The 16,315-nt window shown below is 40.3% G+C and carries 8 protein-coding genes and 2 pseudogenes; 2 read left to right on the top strand and 8 right to left on the bottom strand.

What is annotated here, in order from left to right; translation table 11 throughout:
• Positions 1-230: 230 nt before the first annotated feature.
• From EAE89_RS14280 to EAE89_RS14245, 8 genes and pseudogenes are all read right to left on the bottom strand, one after another.
• Positions 231-1,346: a PLL family lectin gene (locus tag EAE89_RS14280; protein WP_054480047.1), complete on the bottom strand. Its 1,116-nt coding sequence runs from the start codon at positions 1,344-1,346 to the stop codon at positions 231-233.
• A 516-nt stretch (positions 1,347-1,862) separates the two neighbouring features.
• A complete protein-coding gene (locus tag EAE89_RS14275) occupies positions 1,863-2,972 on the bottom strand; it encodes a PLL family lectin (protein WP_214086101.1) in 1,110 nt (369 codons plus the stop codon).
• Positions 2,973-3,472: 500 nt separating this feature from the next.
• Entirely contained in the window at positions 3,473-4,174 is a 702-nt protein-coding gene (gene fucR, locus EAE89_RS14270) for an L-fucose operon activator (RefSeq protein WP_214086100.1), read from the bottom strand.
• A gap of 332 nt (positions 4,175-4,506) precedes the next feature.
• Positions 4,507-5,252 (bottom strand): annotated as a pseudogene (locus EAE89_RS14265) (FGGY-family carbohydrate kinase); the annotation flags it as partial.
• Positions 5,232-6,098 (bottom strand): annotated as a pseudogene (fucP, locus tag EAE89_RS14260) (L-fucose:H+ symporter permease); the annotation flags it as partial. The pseudogenes EAE89_RS14265 and fucP, both read right to left, overlap by 21 nt.
• Before the next feature lie 700 nt (positions 6,099-6,798).
• On the bottom strand, positions 6,799-9,381 hold the full coding sequence (locus EAE89_RS14255; RefSeq protein ID WP_214086099.1) for a TonB-dependent receptor: 2,583 nt from the start codon (positions 9,379-9,381) through the stop codon (positions 6,799-6,801).
• Between the two features lie 84 nt (positions 9,382-9,465).
• Complete coding sequence (locus tag EAE89_RS14250) at positions 9,466-10,446, bottom strand: FecR domain-containing protein (RefSeq protein ID WP_054480050.1); 981 nt, start codon at positions 10,444-10,446, stop codon at positions 9,466-9,468.
• Between the two features lie 9 nt (positions 10,447-10,455).
• Positions 10,456-10,959, bottom strand: a complete 504-nt coding sequence (locus EAE89_RS14245; protein WP_054480051.1) for a sigma-70 family RNA polymerase sigma factor — start codon at positions 10,957-10,959, stop codon at positions 10,456-10,458.
• A gap of 1,447 nt (positions 10,960-12,406) precedes the next feature.
• Here EAE89_RS14245 and EAE89_RS23645 point away from each other — a divergent pair.
• Positions 12,407-12,745 (top strand): Fic family protein, encoded by a 339-nt coding sequence (locus tag EAE89_RS23645; RefSeq protein WP_339423270.1) that lies wholly within the window; start codon positions 12,407-12,409, stop codon positions 12,743-12,745.
• Positions 12,746-13,587: 842 nt separating this feature from the next.
• The gene (locus EAE89_RS14235) at positions 13,588-16,305 is read left to right on the top strand and encodes a CRISPR-associated helicase/endonuclease Cas3 (protein WP_054480251.1); all 2,718 of its coding nucleotides are present in this window, start codon (positions 13,588-13,590) and stop codon (positions 16,303-16,305) included.
• Positions 16,306-16,315: the final 10 nt, after the last annotated feature.

Raw genomic sequence — 16,315 nt, 5'->3', positions numbered from 1 at the left:
AAATGTTGAAATTAAAGGAAACCAGCTAAAAGCCAGCATACTTGAATGGGGGATTTATGAAGTTTTAGATGTTATGCCCGTATCGTTTTCTTTTGAACATGCTGCGGGTTTAGTTAATCTTAAGCCACGCAAATAGGCATCATTGGCCTGATGCAGCACAATAAATGTTCTCTTTAGCGCATCAGGCCAGAAGGTTATGCTTTTCTTGTGCGAAGCTGTTTCTTGCCAGATTATTTGATCACTGAAGCATCGATCAAATAGCCACCTAGGGATGCCCAAGCGGACCACGATGATGTGGTTTGCCAGATATGCCAGAGTGCGTTATCACTGCCATGCGCAAAGACTTCAAGTTGGCCGTTGGCATTTTTCCCTACTACCGGGGCGCTGGTAATCCCGCCACCTAATGAGGACCAGTTAGACCACGGGCCGGCATGAGGTTTGGTCTGCCAGATGTGCCAGAGTGCGTTATCCCCGCCGCGTGCAAAGACTTCAAGCCGACCGTCGGCGTTGATATGTACCGCTGGATTGCTGGTAATTCCGCCACCCAATGAATCCCATTTAGACCATGGACCAGTATAGGGTTTGGTTTGCCAGATGTGCCAGAGCGCGTTATCCCCGCCGCGTGCAAAGACTTCAAGCCGACCATCGGAGTTGAGATATACCGCAGGGTCGCTGGTGATCCCGCCGCCTAATGATTCCCAGTTAGACCATGGACCGTTATGAGGTTTGGTTTGCCAGATGTGCCAGAGCGCGTTATCCCCGCCGCGTACAAAGACTTCAAGCCGACCGTCGGCGTTGATATGTACCGCTGGATTGCTGGTAATTCCGCCGCCTAATGATTCCCAGTTAGACCATGGACCGTTATGAGGTTTGGTTTGCCAGATGTGCCAGAGCGCGTTATCCCCGCCGAGTGCAAAGACTTCAAGCCGACCATCAGAGTTGACAAATACTGCTGGGTTACTCGTAATTGAGCCATTCAACGACTGCCAACCTGACCAACCGGAATTGGGGGCTGTCTGCCAGTTATGCCATAACGCATTATCTCCGCCACGTACAAACACTTCTAATCGACCGTCTGAATTGGTGTAAACAGCGGGCTTGCTGGTCACTCCTCCGCCAAGTGTGTTCCAGCCGGACCAGGAAGAATTTGCGTATGGTGCGGTTTGCCAATTGTGCCATACCGCATTATCGGTGCCCACACCGAAAACCTCGAGCCGATTATCAGAGTTGTTTGCCACCGAGACAATTGCGGACAATGCGATTGCAGCGTTCTCGATTTCTACCTCGTCTTTAACATATGACTCGGCATTATCTGGATTTGATGTTTTAATAGGTTCTTTTTGCATATATGTATCCTTTTTTAAAATAATTTTTTATATTCACTAAGCGGTAATTTAATAAGCAAAATATTTAATATTAATGTTTTTGTTCACATCCTTTTATTTGAAAAGTTAGTGGTTAATATTTTATTTGGAGTTCACTTTCGATTATTAAATTATCATAAAAATGTTGTCTTACATTATAACGTTATATGTGTTGGTATACCTTTTTAAATATAAGTACCAAAAAATTAATTATATAAACTGTTTTTTTATTTTAAAATTTATTTTGGTTTCTATTTTTTTTCATATTATTTTCGTGGTGATTTTGTTTTTATTAAAAATATCTAATAGTCCTTGTTAAAGAACACAATTCGTCATCTGGCTATTGGAGGGCATAGACCCTGATTTACTTATATTTCATAAGTTGAATACTGGGCTAATTCCAGAAAATTAGGTTATATCACTGGCCCGATATAGCGCAGTGAAGCATATTGGGCCAGAAGATGACGTTCGTGTTGGGTAAAACGGGTTCCTTCCAGATTATTTAATCGCGGAAGCGTCGATTAAAGAACCACCGAGGAATGCCCAGGTGGACCACGATAATGGGGCTTGCCTGATGTTCCAGAGCGCGTTATCGGAGCCACGCGCAAAGACTTCAAGCTTACCATCGGAATCTTCCACCGCCGTTGGTGCGCTGGTGATCACGCCATTCAACGAGGCCCAGTTAGACCATGGACCGTTATGGAAACCTGTTTGCCAGATGTGCCAAAGTGCGTTATCAGTACCGCGCGCAAAGACTTCAAGCCGGTTGTCGCAGTTTTTCACTACAGCAGGGGCGCTGGTAATTACGCCTTTTAAAGATTGCCAACCCGACCACGGACCGGAATGAGGAATGGTCTGCCAGGTGTGCCAGAGTGCGTTATCAGTGCCACGTGCAAAGACTTCAAGCCGACCATCAGCGGTACCAATGACCACAGGGTCACTAGTAATTACGCCATTGAGTGACTCCCAACTTGACCACAGGTTGGAATCAGGAGCGGTTTGCCAGATGTGCCAGAGTGCGTTATCGGTACCACGGGCAAAGACCTCAAGCCGACCGTCGGAGTTGATATGGACTGCTGGGTTGCTGGTGATCACGCCATTCAACGAGGTCCAGCTCGACCATGGACCGGCATGCGCGGTAGTTTGTGAGATGTGCCAGAGTGCGTTATCGGCGCCGCGTGCAAAAACTTCAAGGCGGCCATCCGTGTTGGCATATACCGCAGGGTTACTGGTAATCACTCCACCTAAAGATTGCCAGCCTGACCAACCGGCATTGGGAGTGAGCTGCCAGTTATGCCATAACGCATTGTCTGTGCCACGTACGAATACTTCCAATCGACCATCTGTATTGATGTAAACGACGGGTTTGCTGGTCACCTGTCCGTTAAGTGAACTCCAGCCGGACCAGGTAGAGCCTGTATGTGGTGCCATTTGCCTGTTGCGCCACACAGCATTGTCAGTACCTACACCGAAAACCTCAAGCCGACCGTCAGAGGTGTTTACCACTGAGACAATTTCAGACAACGCGATTGTAGAACTTGCGATTTCTACCTCGTCTTTAATATAGGACTCGGTATTATCTGGATTTGATGTATTAATGGGTTGCATATATATTCTCTTTAAAAATAATTTTGGGGGTTCACTAAATTATCATTTAATAAGCAAGATATTTAAGTCTTTGCATTAATATTCTATTTGATGTTCGTTTATGATCCGTAAAGGTGTCAGATGATCGTGATGCTACATTATAAAACCCCATATGTTTATATGTATTTTTACATGCGGTCATTTAAAAATAATAAATTATAAATGAATTATTTTCCTGTTTTAAAATTTCCTTCTACTTATATTTCGAAATGTATTCTTATCATGATTATTCTTTTTCAATGTGAACTAAGTGTTGTCAGGTACAGGAAGTGGTCAATGAAGATGAAAACTGTTAATGGAAAATATGAAGGTTGATAGAGGTCAGTATCAGACTTGTTATGTGCAAGTCTTAGGAATAATTATCACAGTTAACAACTATACCCTTCATCCTTCAAGTTGCCCCTCGGTTGGCTGCGTTCTCTTGCCGCCGCGATGCATCTTGAAATCCATAGGGTATATATCTAATAATTTGATATTATATCAGTGATATTTCCATGATTTTCTATTTTAATTTCACTTTTTCGGTTAATTTTGCTCTTATCAATTAATAAAATGGATTGTAATGCTCGTTTTATAAGAATCTCTTTGAATGTTGCGTTATCAATATTCGAATCCCATAAATCGCCATTTGCATCAATGCCATCACAGGAAAAAATAAAGAGATCGATATCTAAATTTTTTAATTGTACAATAAGTGATGAACTAATGTAACAAGCATATTTACGATGAAGAATTCCCCCTGAACTGATTAATTGAATGCTTTTTCTCTTTGATAATTCATGACAAATACGAATACTATTCGTAAAAACAGTGATATTAATATCAGGTAGTTGTTTGGCTAAATACCAACATGTTGAACTTGCATCAAGTGCAATGATCATTCCTTCGCTTATCCAGGTCACGGCTTGCTGAGCAATAAGAGATTTACTTGAAAAATGGCTTTTAACTCGAGTATTAAAGGGGTCTCCATTATCTTGTGTTTCTCTATTTAAGCTTTTTGCCCTTCCATGTAAAAGAAGGAGATTACCACGTTCCTGGAGAAATCGAAGATCTCGACGTATTGTTTCTCTACTGACTTGTAAAACTTCGGAAAGTTCAGTCGTTGTCAATGATTCATGTTGATGAAGAAGATCGATAATTTTTTGATGGCGCTCGTTTCTCATAGGGGAATCTCTTTTATACCCGTTATCTTTCAAGCTGCCTCTTGGTTGGCGGCACTCACTCACCCCGGTCACAGAGAGTTATCTATGTTCCCGGGGATTCGCTCCCTTGCCGTCGCGATCCATCCTTGAAATCCATAGGGTATATATCGTGACGGAATAGGATTTTTCCGTCCAATTAAGAAACCATGTCTTTTTAGCAATTCTTTCCATGATTAGCCGTTTTCCCTGTGACAATGATAGCAAAAAAGTGACCATTTCCCATTTCAGACACTATTTTTCCAAGAGACGGAGACGTTAAACAAATAGGGAGATTGTTTTTAACGTAGAATTATTTACTCGTGGATAAAATCTTGAGCTAATGAATTATAAGTTTTTTGGTGTTCACCGGGTGTATAAAGTTCATAGTGATAAGAAAACTGTTCACGGGCTTTTTCAGACGATTCATAGCAACCAGCACCAGACCAGGCAAAGAAAGAAGCGCCGAGTACAGTCGTTTCTGCTTCATTAAGTACTTTTATTGGCAGGTTTAGAATATCTGCTTTTATTTGATTCCAGAGATGATTGCGGCTGCCTCCACCTACTAGCACTAATTCTTTAGCATGAAACCCGCTTATTTTCTCTAAAATAGACAGGTTTTGTTTTAACTGATACCCCAAAGCTTCTAATGCAGCACGATAAAAATGACGGCGCTCAGTATTCAATGTTGTTCCATACCATCCCGCCCTGGTGGTTAATAAACGGCAATTCATTCTTAAGTTATTCGAACTAGGAGAAACAGATGAAGCTTCATGGATCATTTTGCGATAGGCTTCCGAAGGAGGAATGTCTTTCCAGAAAAGCCGTCTGATCCATTCAAGTACCCCGGAAGCTGGCCATTGCAATCCTGGGTTAAAAAGTCCTTTTCTCGCGTCCAATTCACAGGTAGAGCCAGCATAATAAGGTAAAATACCGGTGTTTACATAAGGGGTACGTACCATCAGATTTCCCAGGTACCCGAAGATAAGATAGGTTGATTTAAATCAGCGCCTGAACCGAATAAAGCAAATTGTGTATCATGTCCAGAGGAAATAACCGGAATTTCATCAATGGCATAACGTATAAGGTAACTCCAGTAAGCTGTTTGTGCCCCGACATAGCAAAATTGAGCTAATACCGCCCAGCGCCAGTGTTTGATTTTGATAATACGTCTCAAAGATTTAAAGAATGAGCTGTTATTGTCATGTGCGTCACTGTGTATTACTGGAAATTTGGTCAATAAAACTAAGCAGGTAATGATTAAAACGACGGCAACGATAATCATGTAAGGGGATTGTACCGCCAAAACGAGGCTATGGTTATAAGCATCAAGCTGTTTGACGGTCATTTTATCAAGTGTTTCTTGGGGTAAATGAGGAACGTTAGATAAAATTAAGCTTTGTCCAAAAACAACGGCGATAATTGCCCCAAATGAATTAAACGTTTGTGCCAGATTAATTCGAAAATGCCCGGTTTCTTCAGGTCCTAAGACGGTGACGAAAGGGTTAGCCGCTGTTTCTAAGCAGCCTAACCCAGCGGCGATAATAAAAAGCCCAAATAGGAATAGTGTATAATTCATCGCTTCTGCCGCAGGCCAAAAAAGAGCAGCACCCGCAATATAAAACAATAATCCAGTCATTATCCCCGCTTTATAACTTAACTTCTTCATTAATATGCCCGCAGGAACAGGAATAATAAAATAGCCAAAATAAAATGCTGATTGGATTAGCCCTGCCTGGAAATTTGTTAAGGTAAACGTTTTTTGAAACTGAGGTAGTAATATGTCATTTAAATTATTTGCCACCGCCCATAAAAAGAAGAGAGAACAAAAAATAGCAAAAGGAATTAAATAACCTCTGTTTTTTTTATTGTTTCGAGCTATATTTGATTGTATCGATATGTTACTCATAGCATCCTCTACATTACAGCTGATATTGTAAGCCCTTCCGCAGTAGTAGTATTTTTAGTCATCTATGAGATGATAAAGGGATCTAAATCACATTTATTTATTAATGCCGCTAAATTGTGAAGTTAATCACTGAAATAAACCTATTACATATGCTCGTTTATCTTTTCTTTTTATTTAATTTGGTCATGAAAATGACCGTATAATTTTTTTATAAAAAAACGGTCAATAAAGCCAATAAATGACTGTTTGAGTCAGAAATGAAAAATATGGAATAAAAAATAAATACAGATATTTTAAAAAATAAAGAAAGTGCTAAAAACATTTGAGCTTAATCACAAAAATTAAGCGAAACGTTTATTTAACAACAACAAAGTACTATACCCAATAGATTTCAAGCTGGATCGCGACGGCAAGGGAGCGAATCCCCGGGAGCATAGAGAACTCTGTGACCGGGGCAGGGCGGGATCTCACATTTTCTATATGGTTATTGTGGATAAAAACAACCCTCTACTAGCTCAATAAATGTTCATGCCAGATATCAAAACCTATCAATAAAATCGTATTGAATGTGAGAAATTATCAATATCTGCGAAATGTATAATTTTTACGCAAAGTAGAATCCCGCCCTGGTGACCGGGGTGAGAGAGTGCAGCCAACAAAGAGGCAACTTGAAAGATAACGGGTATACTAATTAATCGACTTAAAAATAAGTTGTAATACCCGCGCGGAATGTTCTTCCCGGTGACGGAATATAGCCCAGGCTGAGAGGTTGGATATAATATTTATCAAAGACGTTATCCACACCAAATTCAAATTCTACATGCTTATTCACACGGGCCGTCAGAGAAATATCAGCCACGGTGGCTGGTCGCCAAATAATAGGTGCCAGCAAGGTAGCAGAACCTCGGCCCGGTTTTCCGGCTGGCACCGATCTTTGACCATAATGGGAGACTCTTGCATTGAGAGAGATTTGGTCGTTTAAAAATCTTTGTGTCAGATCGAGTGATACGGCGTATTTAGGGGGAATATGGTTGGTGGCATAATCTGAAGGGAGGCTACGTGCAACACAACCTGCATTTTCTGTACAGAATCTGACTTTCGTGTAGTAATTCATGGATAAACGCGCGTCAAAGTGATCGCTGTGGTAAACACTTGCTAATTCTAATCCTGCAAATTTCGCTGCTTTGATATTACTGATGTACATACTCCAGTAATCATTCATCCATGACCGGTTGATATAGTCCTTCACCCGGTTATCAAAGTAGGACATTTTAATATCGAAACTGTCATTTTTAGCAATGACATTCGGGAAACGTGATGTCAGTCCGACTTCTATATTTTTTGAGATTTCAGGTTTTATACGATCATCAACATTCATCATGTAGCCACGAATACCTTCAACCATTGATGGAAAACGTGGTGCATAGGCATATTTGGCATGCAGTGCTGTTGCATGAGTAAGATCAAATTTAGCGCCGACCCAATAACCGTGGGCATGATCTCGCTTATTATTTACCTTACCTGAGGTGAGTTGCGGTAAAAAAGGGTTACCAGAATGAGCTGGGCTGTAATCTTCAACTCGATAGGACTTGTAATCCCATCCTCCCATTAAAGTTAATCGTGCAATAGGAGAATAATTTCCATTTAGGAAAAGATGGCTTTCCTTACGCTCTCCTTCACGGTTAACCGCGTATTTCCATTTTCCTTCGCTTGGGCCAGTACGTTCACGGATAAAACTGGCACCGTAGTTCAACTCAATATCTTGATTTGAAAGTTCAAATAATGAGGTGTTATTCAGATTCACTCCTACTGTACGCATGAATTTTTTATCACCGAGAGTATTATTTGAGGTTCGGGGACGGTCGTTAACCCGTGTTTGCCACACGCCTATATCCAAATTAATCCAGGGATTTGATGCCGGTTCCCATTTGTAATTGAGGTTGTGTCTGTTCATGTTGAGTCGTGTCAGTGGCCCCTGATCTAAAATCATGAAGGTTTGGCTTGGGCTTGCCATATCTGCAACATAAGATTCCCCATAAAGATTTTGGTAATGACTCACGATAGCGGAGATTTCATGACCATCACCAAAACGGATTTTTCCTTTACCCAATAGCGATTGGCTATCTTCAGAAGTATTAGGAACGGCATCTCCCATTGCATACAGTGAATAACCTGCCATCTGTTCACTGAATTGTGGAATACGGCAATCTTGTGGATCGCTTTCACACAGATAGCCTGGCATCCCATGTTCCTTGGCACCCGGTCCGTGTTTGCCAGAATGGTAATTACCACGTTTGCGCTGAGAGGCGCCAAATAGCAATTCATAAGACGGTTCGGCCACGGCGAAAACGATACTCCCAGTTCTATTCTTGGCATCAAAAAAAGAAGTTTTTGCTGGGGAGGGCCAGTCATTGCGTTGATAATCGTCAGGATTAGAATGGTTGCTCAACAGACTGCCTTTCAGACGAAGCCCGACTTTTTGTCCATCAAGCAGGATATCACTGGCTTCGATGGTTTTTATCTCCACGACCCCCCCAATAGCTCCCATACCGCCTTTTCCTGTCGGGCCTTTGCTGATATCTACCCGGCCAATGAAATCGGGATCAATAAAGGAACGGTTGGAGACACCTTGATAACCACGGTATAAGGCGGTCTGGTTAGATGCGCCATCAACGGTTGTCAAAACTCGCCCTTGTCCTTGCAGGCCCCGAATATTCACATCCAGGCTGCCTGAACTGCGTGCTTCGCCGGATAATACTCCAGGTGTTGTCTTAAAAATATCAACAGGATGGATCACACCAAATTTTTCGATATCTTTACCTTTGATAGTGGTACTGTCGAAACGCAATGGTTCATTTCCTGTGTACCCGCGATTGCCTGCTACTGTAAGAGGATTTAGTACTATGACACCATTGTTGGTCATATTTTCTGCCAGTTTTATCAGGGTGTAACTGCCATCGGCACGCTGGGACAGGCGTAGATGACAGCCTGTGAGCAGTTGTACTAAACCTTGATGAGCGGTAAAACTGCCGTTTAACGAAGGTGCGGTTAACCCGTTGGTTAAATTCGGATCGAAGGAGAGCGCTGTACCGGTTTGAGCAGCAAAATAAGATAAAGAATTGCCTAATGAACCCGCCGGAATGTTGACCGGATAAAGGGGAACTGTTGGTGTGGTTGCGTACAGGGGGGCTTCTGATAGTAGCATCAATGGAAACAACAAGAGGGCTAAAGACTTTTTCTGCCAACGTGGTTGTGAACCCGGACAGTTAACATGATATGGCATAGATAATTTCTCCACAGCTTTTTAAGCTTCTTTTATCTCTATGCCGTATGAGATTGAAAAAAGTGTCAGCAAAAATAATTATTTTTATCGATTGGCTGAAGAGAGGGTAACCCAATAGCGAGTCAGGCTGTGCATTGAGAGAGGATAAGTCTGTAAAAGCATCTGTATTGCCAAATCTGTATCCTGTATAGGAAAAGCACCTGAGACACGCAGATTAGCTACTGCATCATCACAGCGGATCACGCCGGAACGATAGCGATTCAATTCAGTAACCACTGCTGCCAACGGCAAGTTATCTGCCATTATCATGCCCTGTAACCAACTTAGAGATGTGGTTGAACGGGGATGTTGTGGGGCAACTGCAAATTGAGTGAAATGTGTTGCTTCTCCGGCATACAGTATTTGTGATGATCCATTATCTGGCATGATACGGACTGCCCCTTCCACGATTTCCACCTGAGTATGGGAGGCTTGTTGGCGGATGCTGAATTTCGTACCCAGTGCCACAATAGAACCTTGTTTAGTTTGTACTTTAAATGGGCGTGCTGGCTGGTGGCTATCCTGATGAGTTTCAATATAAATTTCTCCCAGCTTTAAACGAACAAACCGCTGAGTATTATCATAATCAACATCTGTTGCGCTTTGTGTATTTAACGTCAGTTGACCGCCATCGGGTAATGGCCAGTGCTGTATTTGTCCTGTCCTAGTGTGATAATCGCCAGTGAGGAGCTTAAATTGATCAGATTGCCAGAAGAGTGATACCCCAGCCGGTATTAACAACATCAGAGTAAGCTTGCTGATAGTTTCTCGGCGGGAAAGAGTTTGCTTACTGTTTAACAGCGGTGAGGCGATATGAGGTGGTAGATGCTGTAACCGGGTTAACAGACATTGTGCCCGCTCCCAAGCTTGAGCATGTTCTGGACTTTGTGCACACCAGGCAGCGCAAGCATTCCGGTCAGCTTCGCTGACATGACTATCATTTAGAATGGTCAACCATTCTGCGGCTTCTGCCAAAATTGTTTTAGAAGATGTGCTTGATGAATGAGATGTATCCGTGGAAGTCATATTAATCCCTTATGACATTGCTATCAGACACTGATAGAAACCTTGTTTCATATAGCGCTTTACCGTAGATAGCGAAATATTCATGTGATTTGCGATATCTTCATACTTCATTCCCTCTATCTGGGAAAGCAAAAAGACGGTCTGAACGGGTATGGCGAGCTGGCTAAGCATGATATCAATTTCTTGAAGAGTTTCGAGGATAATCAATTTTTGCTCTGGTGCAGGAATAAGTTGCTCAGGCAGGCTGACGAGTAAATCCAGATACGACTGTTCAAGTGAGCGGCGACGATACCAATTAATCATCAGCCCCTTAGCGATAGTGACGATATAGGCACGGGGTTCGTTCAGTTGCTGTGGTAAAGGCGAGCTAAGTAATTTAACAAAAGTATCTTGAGCCAGATCGGCAGCGGTTTCATCACAGTTAAGACGATGCTTAAGCCAGCGAAATAGCCAATCATGATTGTGGATGTACATCCACTGGATCTGTTGAGTGTCCAAAACATTAACGGTCATTTTTATGCCACTCCATCAATGTAAATGCAAATCATTATCATTTTTGTATGTTACAGGTAATTACTCTCCGTTACCAATAAATAATTTGCGGGGATACGTTGATTAGATTGGCTTTTTATTTATCATTAGCAGAGCTAAATTATACAAACTTTAAATAAGCAATCGAGAATTTAATATAGGTGGTTCTTTGTCGTGTGACAGAGTTAAATTCTTGGTTTATGAAAGCTTATAGTTTTTAAGAAATTATTCTATCGTTGACAAACTTGTAAATATCGTATTAATGTGTGGTTTAGTTATTATCAGCTTTTTCAATTTATGGGTTAGTTGATAAAATTAGCTCGTCTTCAAGAAGACTAGGAGGAAAATATCCTAAATTATATTATAAATTAAGAAAAGATAATTTAGATATGATGTATTATTTTATTGAACCATATTTAGGGAACTTAATTGAAATGTATTGCTCCGGTGATTTATCTACCGAAATGGACGAGAGGATAATTTATGAGCTAAACAAACAGATCAAATAATGATAAAAATTTTTTATTTCATTAAAAGTTTCTTTGTTTTTATTTACCGTGAGTTTAGGAGAATAATACATATAGGAATAACCTTATGTCTTTGTGTATTTTGGATTTGGTTATTCCCTTTTAAATCTATACCCAATAGATTTCAAGATGCATCGCGACGGCAAGGGAGCGAATCCCCGGGAGCATAGCTAACTATGTGACCGGGGTGAGAGAGTGCAGCCAACAAAGAAGCAACTTGAAAGATAACAGGTATATAGCAGCAATAGGATGTATTGTTATTATTATAGTAATGTTCATTCTAAGCATGTTCTTCCTACCATGATTTCTAATTGCACATGTAAATGTAATTGAATATTTACATGTGCTTTTTAAATATATTATATCCAAACTGGTAAAGTTGAAGTTAGGGGTAATTGTTGACTTTGAGTGTTAGGAATAATATTATAATTATTGTCATAAGAGGGGAGGTTAAGGATAAAAACTATCAATTTCACAATAAATTCCGTCTAAATTATCTCTACTTTAGAGCTGTGTGACAACTTTTATCGTAAAATATCTGATTGTTTTTCAGGTAATTAGTTCCTTTTTTATTTTAATTTTCCTTATGGAAAATTCAGGTTAACTAACTCTTGTTCATTAATATCTATGGAATCACTAGTGTAAAATCTGGAGATTTTTTTAATATTTATTAATAATTGCAGAATAATACTGTTGCTTCGTTTCTATAATATGGTTTGGTGTTCGTGTTGATTCTTAGATAAATATCCTTAAATATATTCAATAAGTATATACCCAATAGATTTCAAGATGGATCGCGACGGCAAGGGAGAGAATCCTCGGGAGCATAGATAACTATGTCATAGATAATTCTGTGACCGGGATGAGTGAGTGCAGCCACCAAAGAAGCAACTTGAAAGGTAATAGGTATAGATGAAGGACGTATCCGTCAGCATCAGGTTGAAATAGGAAAAAGTGTTTTCAGGCCGTTATCGGGAGAGGTCTATATTAGTGAGGTTTTAGCTTCGTTGCTTGCGAAAGCTCAAGTTATCTCAGATCTATTTGAACAATCATTTTTCATCATGGTCCACTTGCCGTATTTACAACCTTTTGCAGATATAAATAAACGAACTTCCCGCCTGGCGGCTAATTTGCCGTTGCTTCGTTCAAATCTATGTCCGTTGACTTTTCTAGATGTACCGGAAGAGGCATATAGCCGCGCAATGCTTGGTGTTTATGAAATGACCAAAGTTGAATGGTGACGAGATCTCTATTTATGGGCTTACGAACGTTCTACTCGAGAATATCTGGTTCTTAAGCAGGAAATTACTGAACCAGACCCGTTAAGGTTACAATATAGAAATACTATTAAGCAGGTTGTCTATCAGGTTGTTGTCACACCGGAAATGGATTCGATTGAGGTTATAGATAAATTGATTTCCAATGAATTAAGTCCATCTGAATGTGACACGTTAAAAGCATGGGTTATTGAGGAATTACGGCGATTGCATGAAGGTGTTTTGGCGAGGTATGGCCTTCGGCCTGCTCAATTTAAACAATGGAAGGGAATACACTGATAATCTTTGCATTCACTCGGTTAAATGGTCATGTGGTTGTTAAGCGTGTTGATGTTAATCATGCCGCTGATTCAGGTAAATTGATTAATTAACTCCTTCACTATGTTTTTGCCCCAGGATTTAAATTTATACGATCAATGACTGGAAATGTGATTCATAAATCTATTTGTATATTGACAGAGCTAAACACCCATCAGTACTTTCATCTCATATTGACCTGACATTTTATGGATAGGGTAATCAACCCAAGTGAATTCTTGATGAAATGGTACAGAACCTTCATAAGATTTTCTTTATTTATCAAATGTATAATTATGGAGGGGCCTGTCAAGTGGTTTCACTGCAATACGATGTCATTCTAATTCTGACTGATGCTTGAAGGAGTCAGTAGGAAATTTAATCTGTTTAGGTAAGGTGTTTTTATACAGAATTATCCTAAAAAAACAGAAAGTAGTATTTTTTTGATCTAAATTTTCGCATTATGTTCTAAAGGTATGCGGAAAAAGTGTTTAAGTGAAGGATTTTAGATGGAAATACCAATTTATTTTCAATACTGGGGTAAGTCGAAGAGTGAGCCAGAGGCTAATAATGCAGATTATCATCTACTTCCTTATCATTGTTTAGATGTGGCGGCTGTAGGAATACAGCTGCTTTCTTTGGAAAGATCGTTGACCAAAGATCTTGCTAATTTTTTGGCATTATCTACGAAGCAATTACAAAGCATCATCTCTTTTGTATTGGCTTTGCACGATATTGGTAAATTTGCGTCTGCTTTTCAAAGATTGTTTTCCCATCAAGCAGTAGGTCTGTTTCAACCTTATTGCTTGAAGAAATATAATGGTCGTTATTTTGGTCATGCTCGGCTGGGGTTGTATTTTTGGGAAAATATCAAAACGAAGTTACTTAAGAGACTGGTTAATATTGAAGGTATTGAGCAAGGAGAGCAGCAAGAAATGCTTGATACCTTAATGGTGTTCATGGATTGTGTATTAGGACATCATGGTCAGCCAATTGATAAAACAGACTATAAAGTGATTAAATGTTTTACTGAACCTCATAATTTTAATGCTGTCACACTTTTTGCCCACCATTTAATTGAATTATTACAACCTAAGTTTCCCATTGAAAAACTACGATCCAAAGAATGGCGGCGGCGATTAGAGCAAGTGAGTTGGCAGTTTGCCGGTATTACAGTATTGGCGGATTGGATTGGTTCTGATAATCACTATTTTAAATATCAATCTGAACCTATGTCATTAACGAATTACTGGCAATATGCCCAAACAGTGGCAGAAAAAGCTGTCATGGCGACAGAATTAGGTAAAGCGCCAATAGTAAAACCATTTATTTCCATTCAGGAATATTACGGATTTGCCGCCACGCCATTGCAACAATGGGCTGAATCAATACCAATAGATAATTCTCCTCAATTATTTATTTTGGAAGATGTATCTGGGGCAGGAAAGACAGAAGCGGCATTAGCGCTCACACATCGTTTGATGCAAGCAAAAGCCGCCGATGGTTTTTATTTCGGTCTGCCTAGTATGGCGACGTCCGATGCGATGTTTAGCCGGATGGCTGAACATTATCAACAAATGCTATCAACAGAAGATGGTAGCAAGCCAGATATTGTTTTAGCTCATGGTACATGGAAGATGAATGAGCAATTTTGTGCCGCTGCCTTGGTTTCAGGATATATAGATAGAAACGATGGTAAAACAGATATCACGGCTTCAGTGCTGTGCAGTCAATGGTTAGCCGATTCACGTAAAAAAGCATTGTTAGCGCCTGTTGGGATCGGGACCATTGATCAAGCGTTATTGGCTGTATTACCAAGGCGCCATCAATCATTAAGATTGTTTGGGCTTAATCACAAGGTATTAATCGTTGATGAGGTCCACGCAGCTGATGAATTTATGTTTAATTTACTGGAAAATTTATTAGCGTTGCATATTTATCAAGGTGGCTCGGCTATTTTATTAACAGCAACACTGACCCTTAAACAGCGTCAACGTTTAGCGGATATTTGGCTGAATGCCGGCGGACTGAATTCTCAATTACTGCAAAAAATTGATTTCCCGCTAGCAACAAAAATAGATTTAAACCCTGTATCACCCATTATTGAACAACCGTTATCGAGTCGAAAAGACGTTAATCGGGAAGTTAAGGTCGAATTCTTAAATAGCTTTGGAAGTTGTGTTGAAAAAGTATTGGCCGCCATTGTACAAGGGCAATGCGTAGTTTGGATTCGAAATACCGTAGACGATGCGATTGAAGCTTATCAGGTGTTGCGAAATTTGCTTACTGAACCTGAACGTTGCTTATTATTTCATAGCCGATTTGTACTGCAACATCGAAAAGAAATTGAAAGTCGTGTGATGACGATTTTTGGTAAAAATAGTTATGGTGAGATGCGCCGGGGTAAGGCGTTAATTGCTACGCGAGTATTTCAGGAAAGTTTAGATACCGATGCTGATGTCATGATTTCAGATATTTGTCCTATCGATGATCTGATTCAGCGAGCTGGACGTTTACATCGCCATACTCGTGATAGTGATGGTATTTATCAACATAGCATTAAAGACTCACGCCCTGCTCCAGTACTATTTGTCCATGCTCCTGACTGGAAGGAGAACCCTGAATCAGATTGGTTAAGCCATAATTTCCGTAACACACAATATGTTTATCGATCTCCTGCACGTCTGTGGTTAGGCATGCGAGTGTTGAGAAAATTAGGTGCAATACGTATGCCTATGGATGCTCGTCAATTAATTGAAGCAGTTTATGGTTATGATGATGAGCAAGTACCTGAAGCGTTAAGACATCGAGAAGATGTGTTAATTGGCGAAGAACGAAGTCAGGCAGCTAAAGCTAAATCTTATTGGTTGCAATGGCAGTTATATGGTTACTGTGATCGAAGTGCTGATAGTTGGTATGAAGATGATTCAGGTATTAATACGCGCTACTGTGATATTGAAACTGTTGAGGTGTTATTACTTAAACAGACTGATTCAGGACAACTCGTGCCATGGGTAAATTCTGCAGAGTTTTCAGTGCCATTAAGTACGGTTAAATTATCTAAAAATAAATATGCGGATAAATTAGCCCCAATTCCGACTAAATTAATTCCGGCTCTCAATAGATTGCAACAGCGGTACCATCAAATTAAATATTTGCAACCTTGGTTGCCAGAAAAAGATCCGAATTTTACTTATTCTTCAACAATAGGCTTTTGTGAAAAATAACAGCAGGAGG

The sequence above is a fragment of the Photorhabdus heterorhabditis genome (assembly GCF_018448905.1).
In the GTDB taxonomy this organism is placed as follows: Bacteria; Pseudomonadota; Gammaproteobacteria; order Enterobacterales; family Enterobacteriaceae; genus Photorhabdus; species Photorhabdus heterorhabditis.
The sequence above is the reverse complement of the archived record's forward strand: the minus strand, read 5'-3'. Positions and strand labels throughout refer to the sequence as shown.

Bases quoted from the DNA above. Each gene is read 5' to 3' on its own strand.
- EAE89_RS14280 (WP_054480047.1), bottom strand. From the start codon at position 1,346: ATGCAAAAAGAACCTATTAAAACATCAAATCCAGATAATGCCGAGTCA.
- EAE89_RS14275 (WP_214086101.1), bottom strand. From the start codon at position 2,972: ATGCAACCCATTAATACATCAAATCCAGATAATACCGAGTCCTATATT.
- fucR (WP_214086100.1), bottom strand. From the start codon at position 4,174: ATGAGAAACGAGCGCCATCAAAAAATTATCGATCTTCTTCATCAACAT.
- EAE89_RS14255 (WP_214086099.1), bottom strand. From the start codon at position 9,381: ATGCCATATCATGTTAACTGTCCGGGTTCACAACCACGTTGGCAGAAA.
- EAE89_RS14250 (WP_054480050.1), bottom strand. From the start codon at position 10,446: ATGACTTCCACGGATACATCTCATTCATCAAGCACATCTTCTAAAACA.
- EAE89_RS14245 (WP_054480051.1), bottom strand. From the start codon at position 10,959: ATGACCGTTAATGTTTTGGACACTCAACAGATCCAGTGGATGTACATC.
- EAE89_RS14235 (WP_054480251.1), top strand. From the start codon at position 13,588: ATGGAAATACCAATTTATTTTCAATACTGGGGTAAGTCGAAGAGTGAG.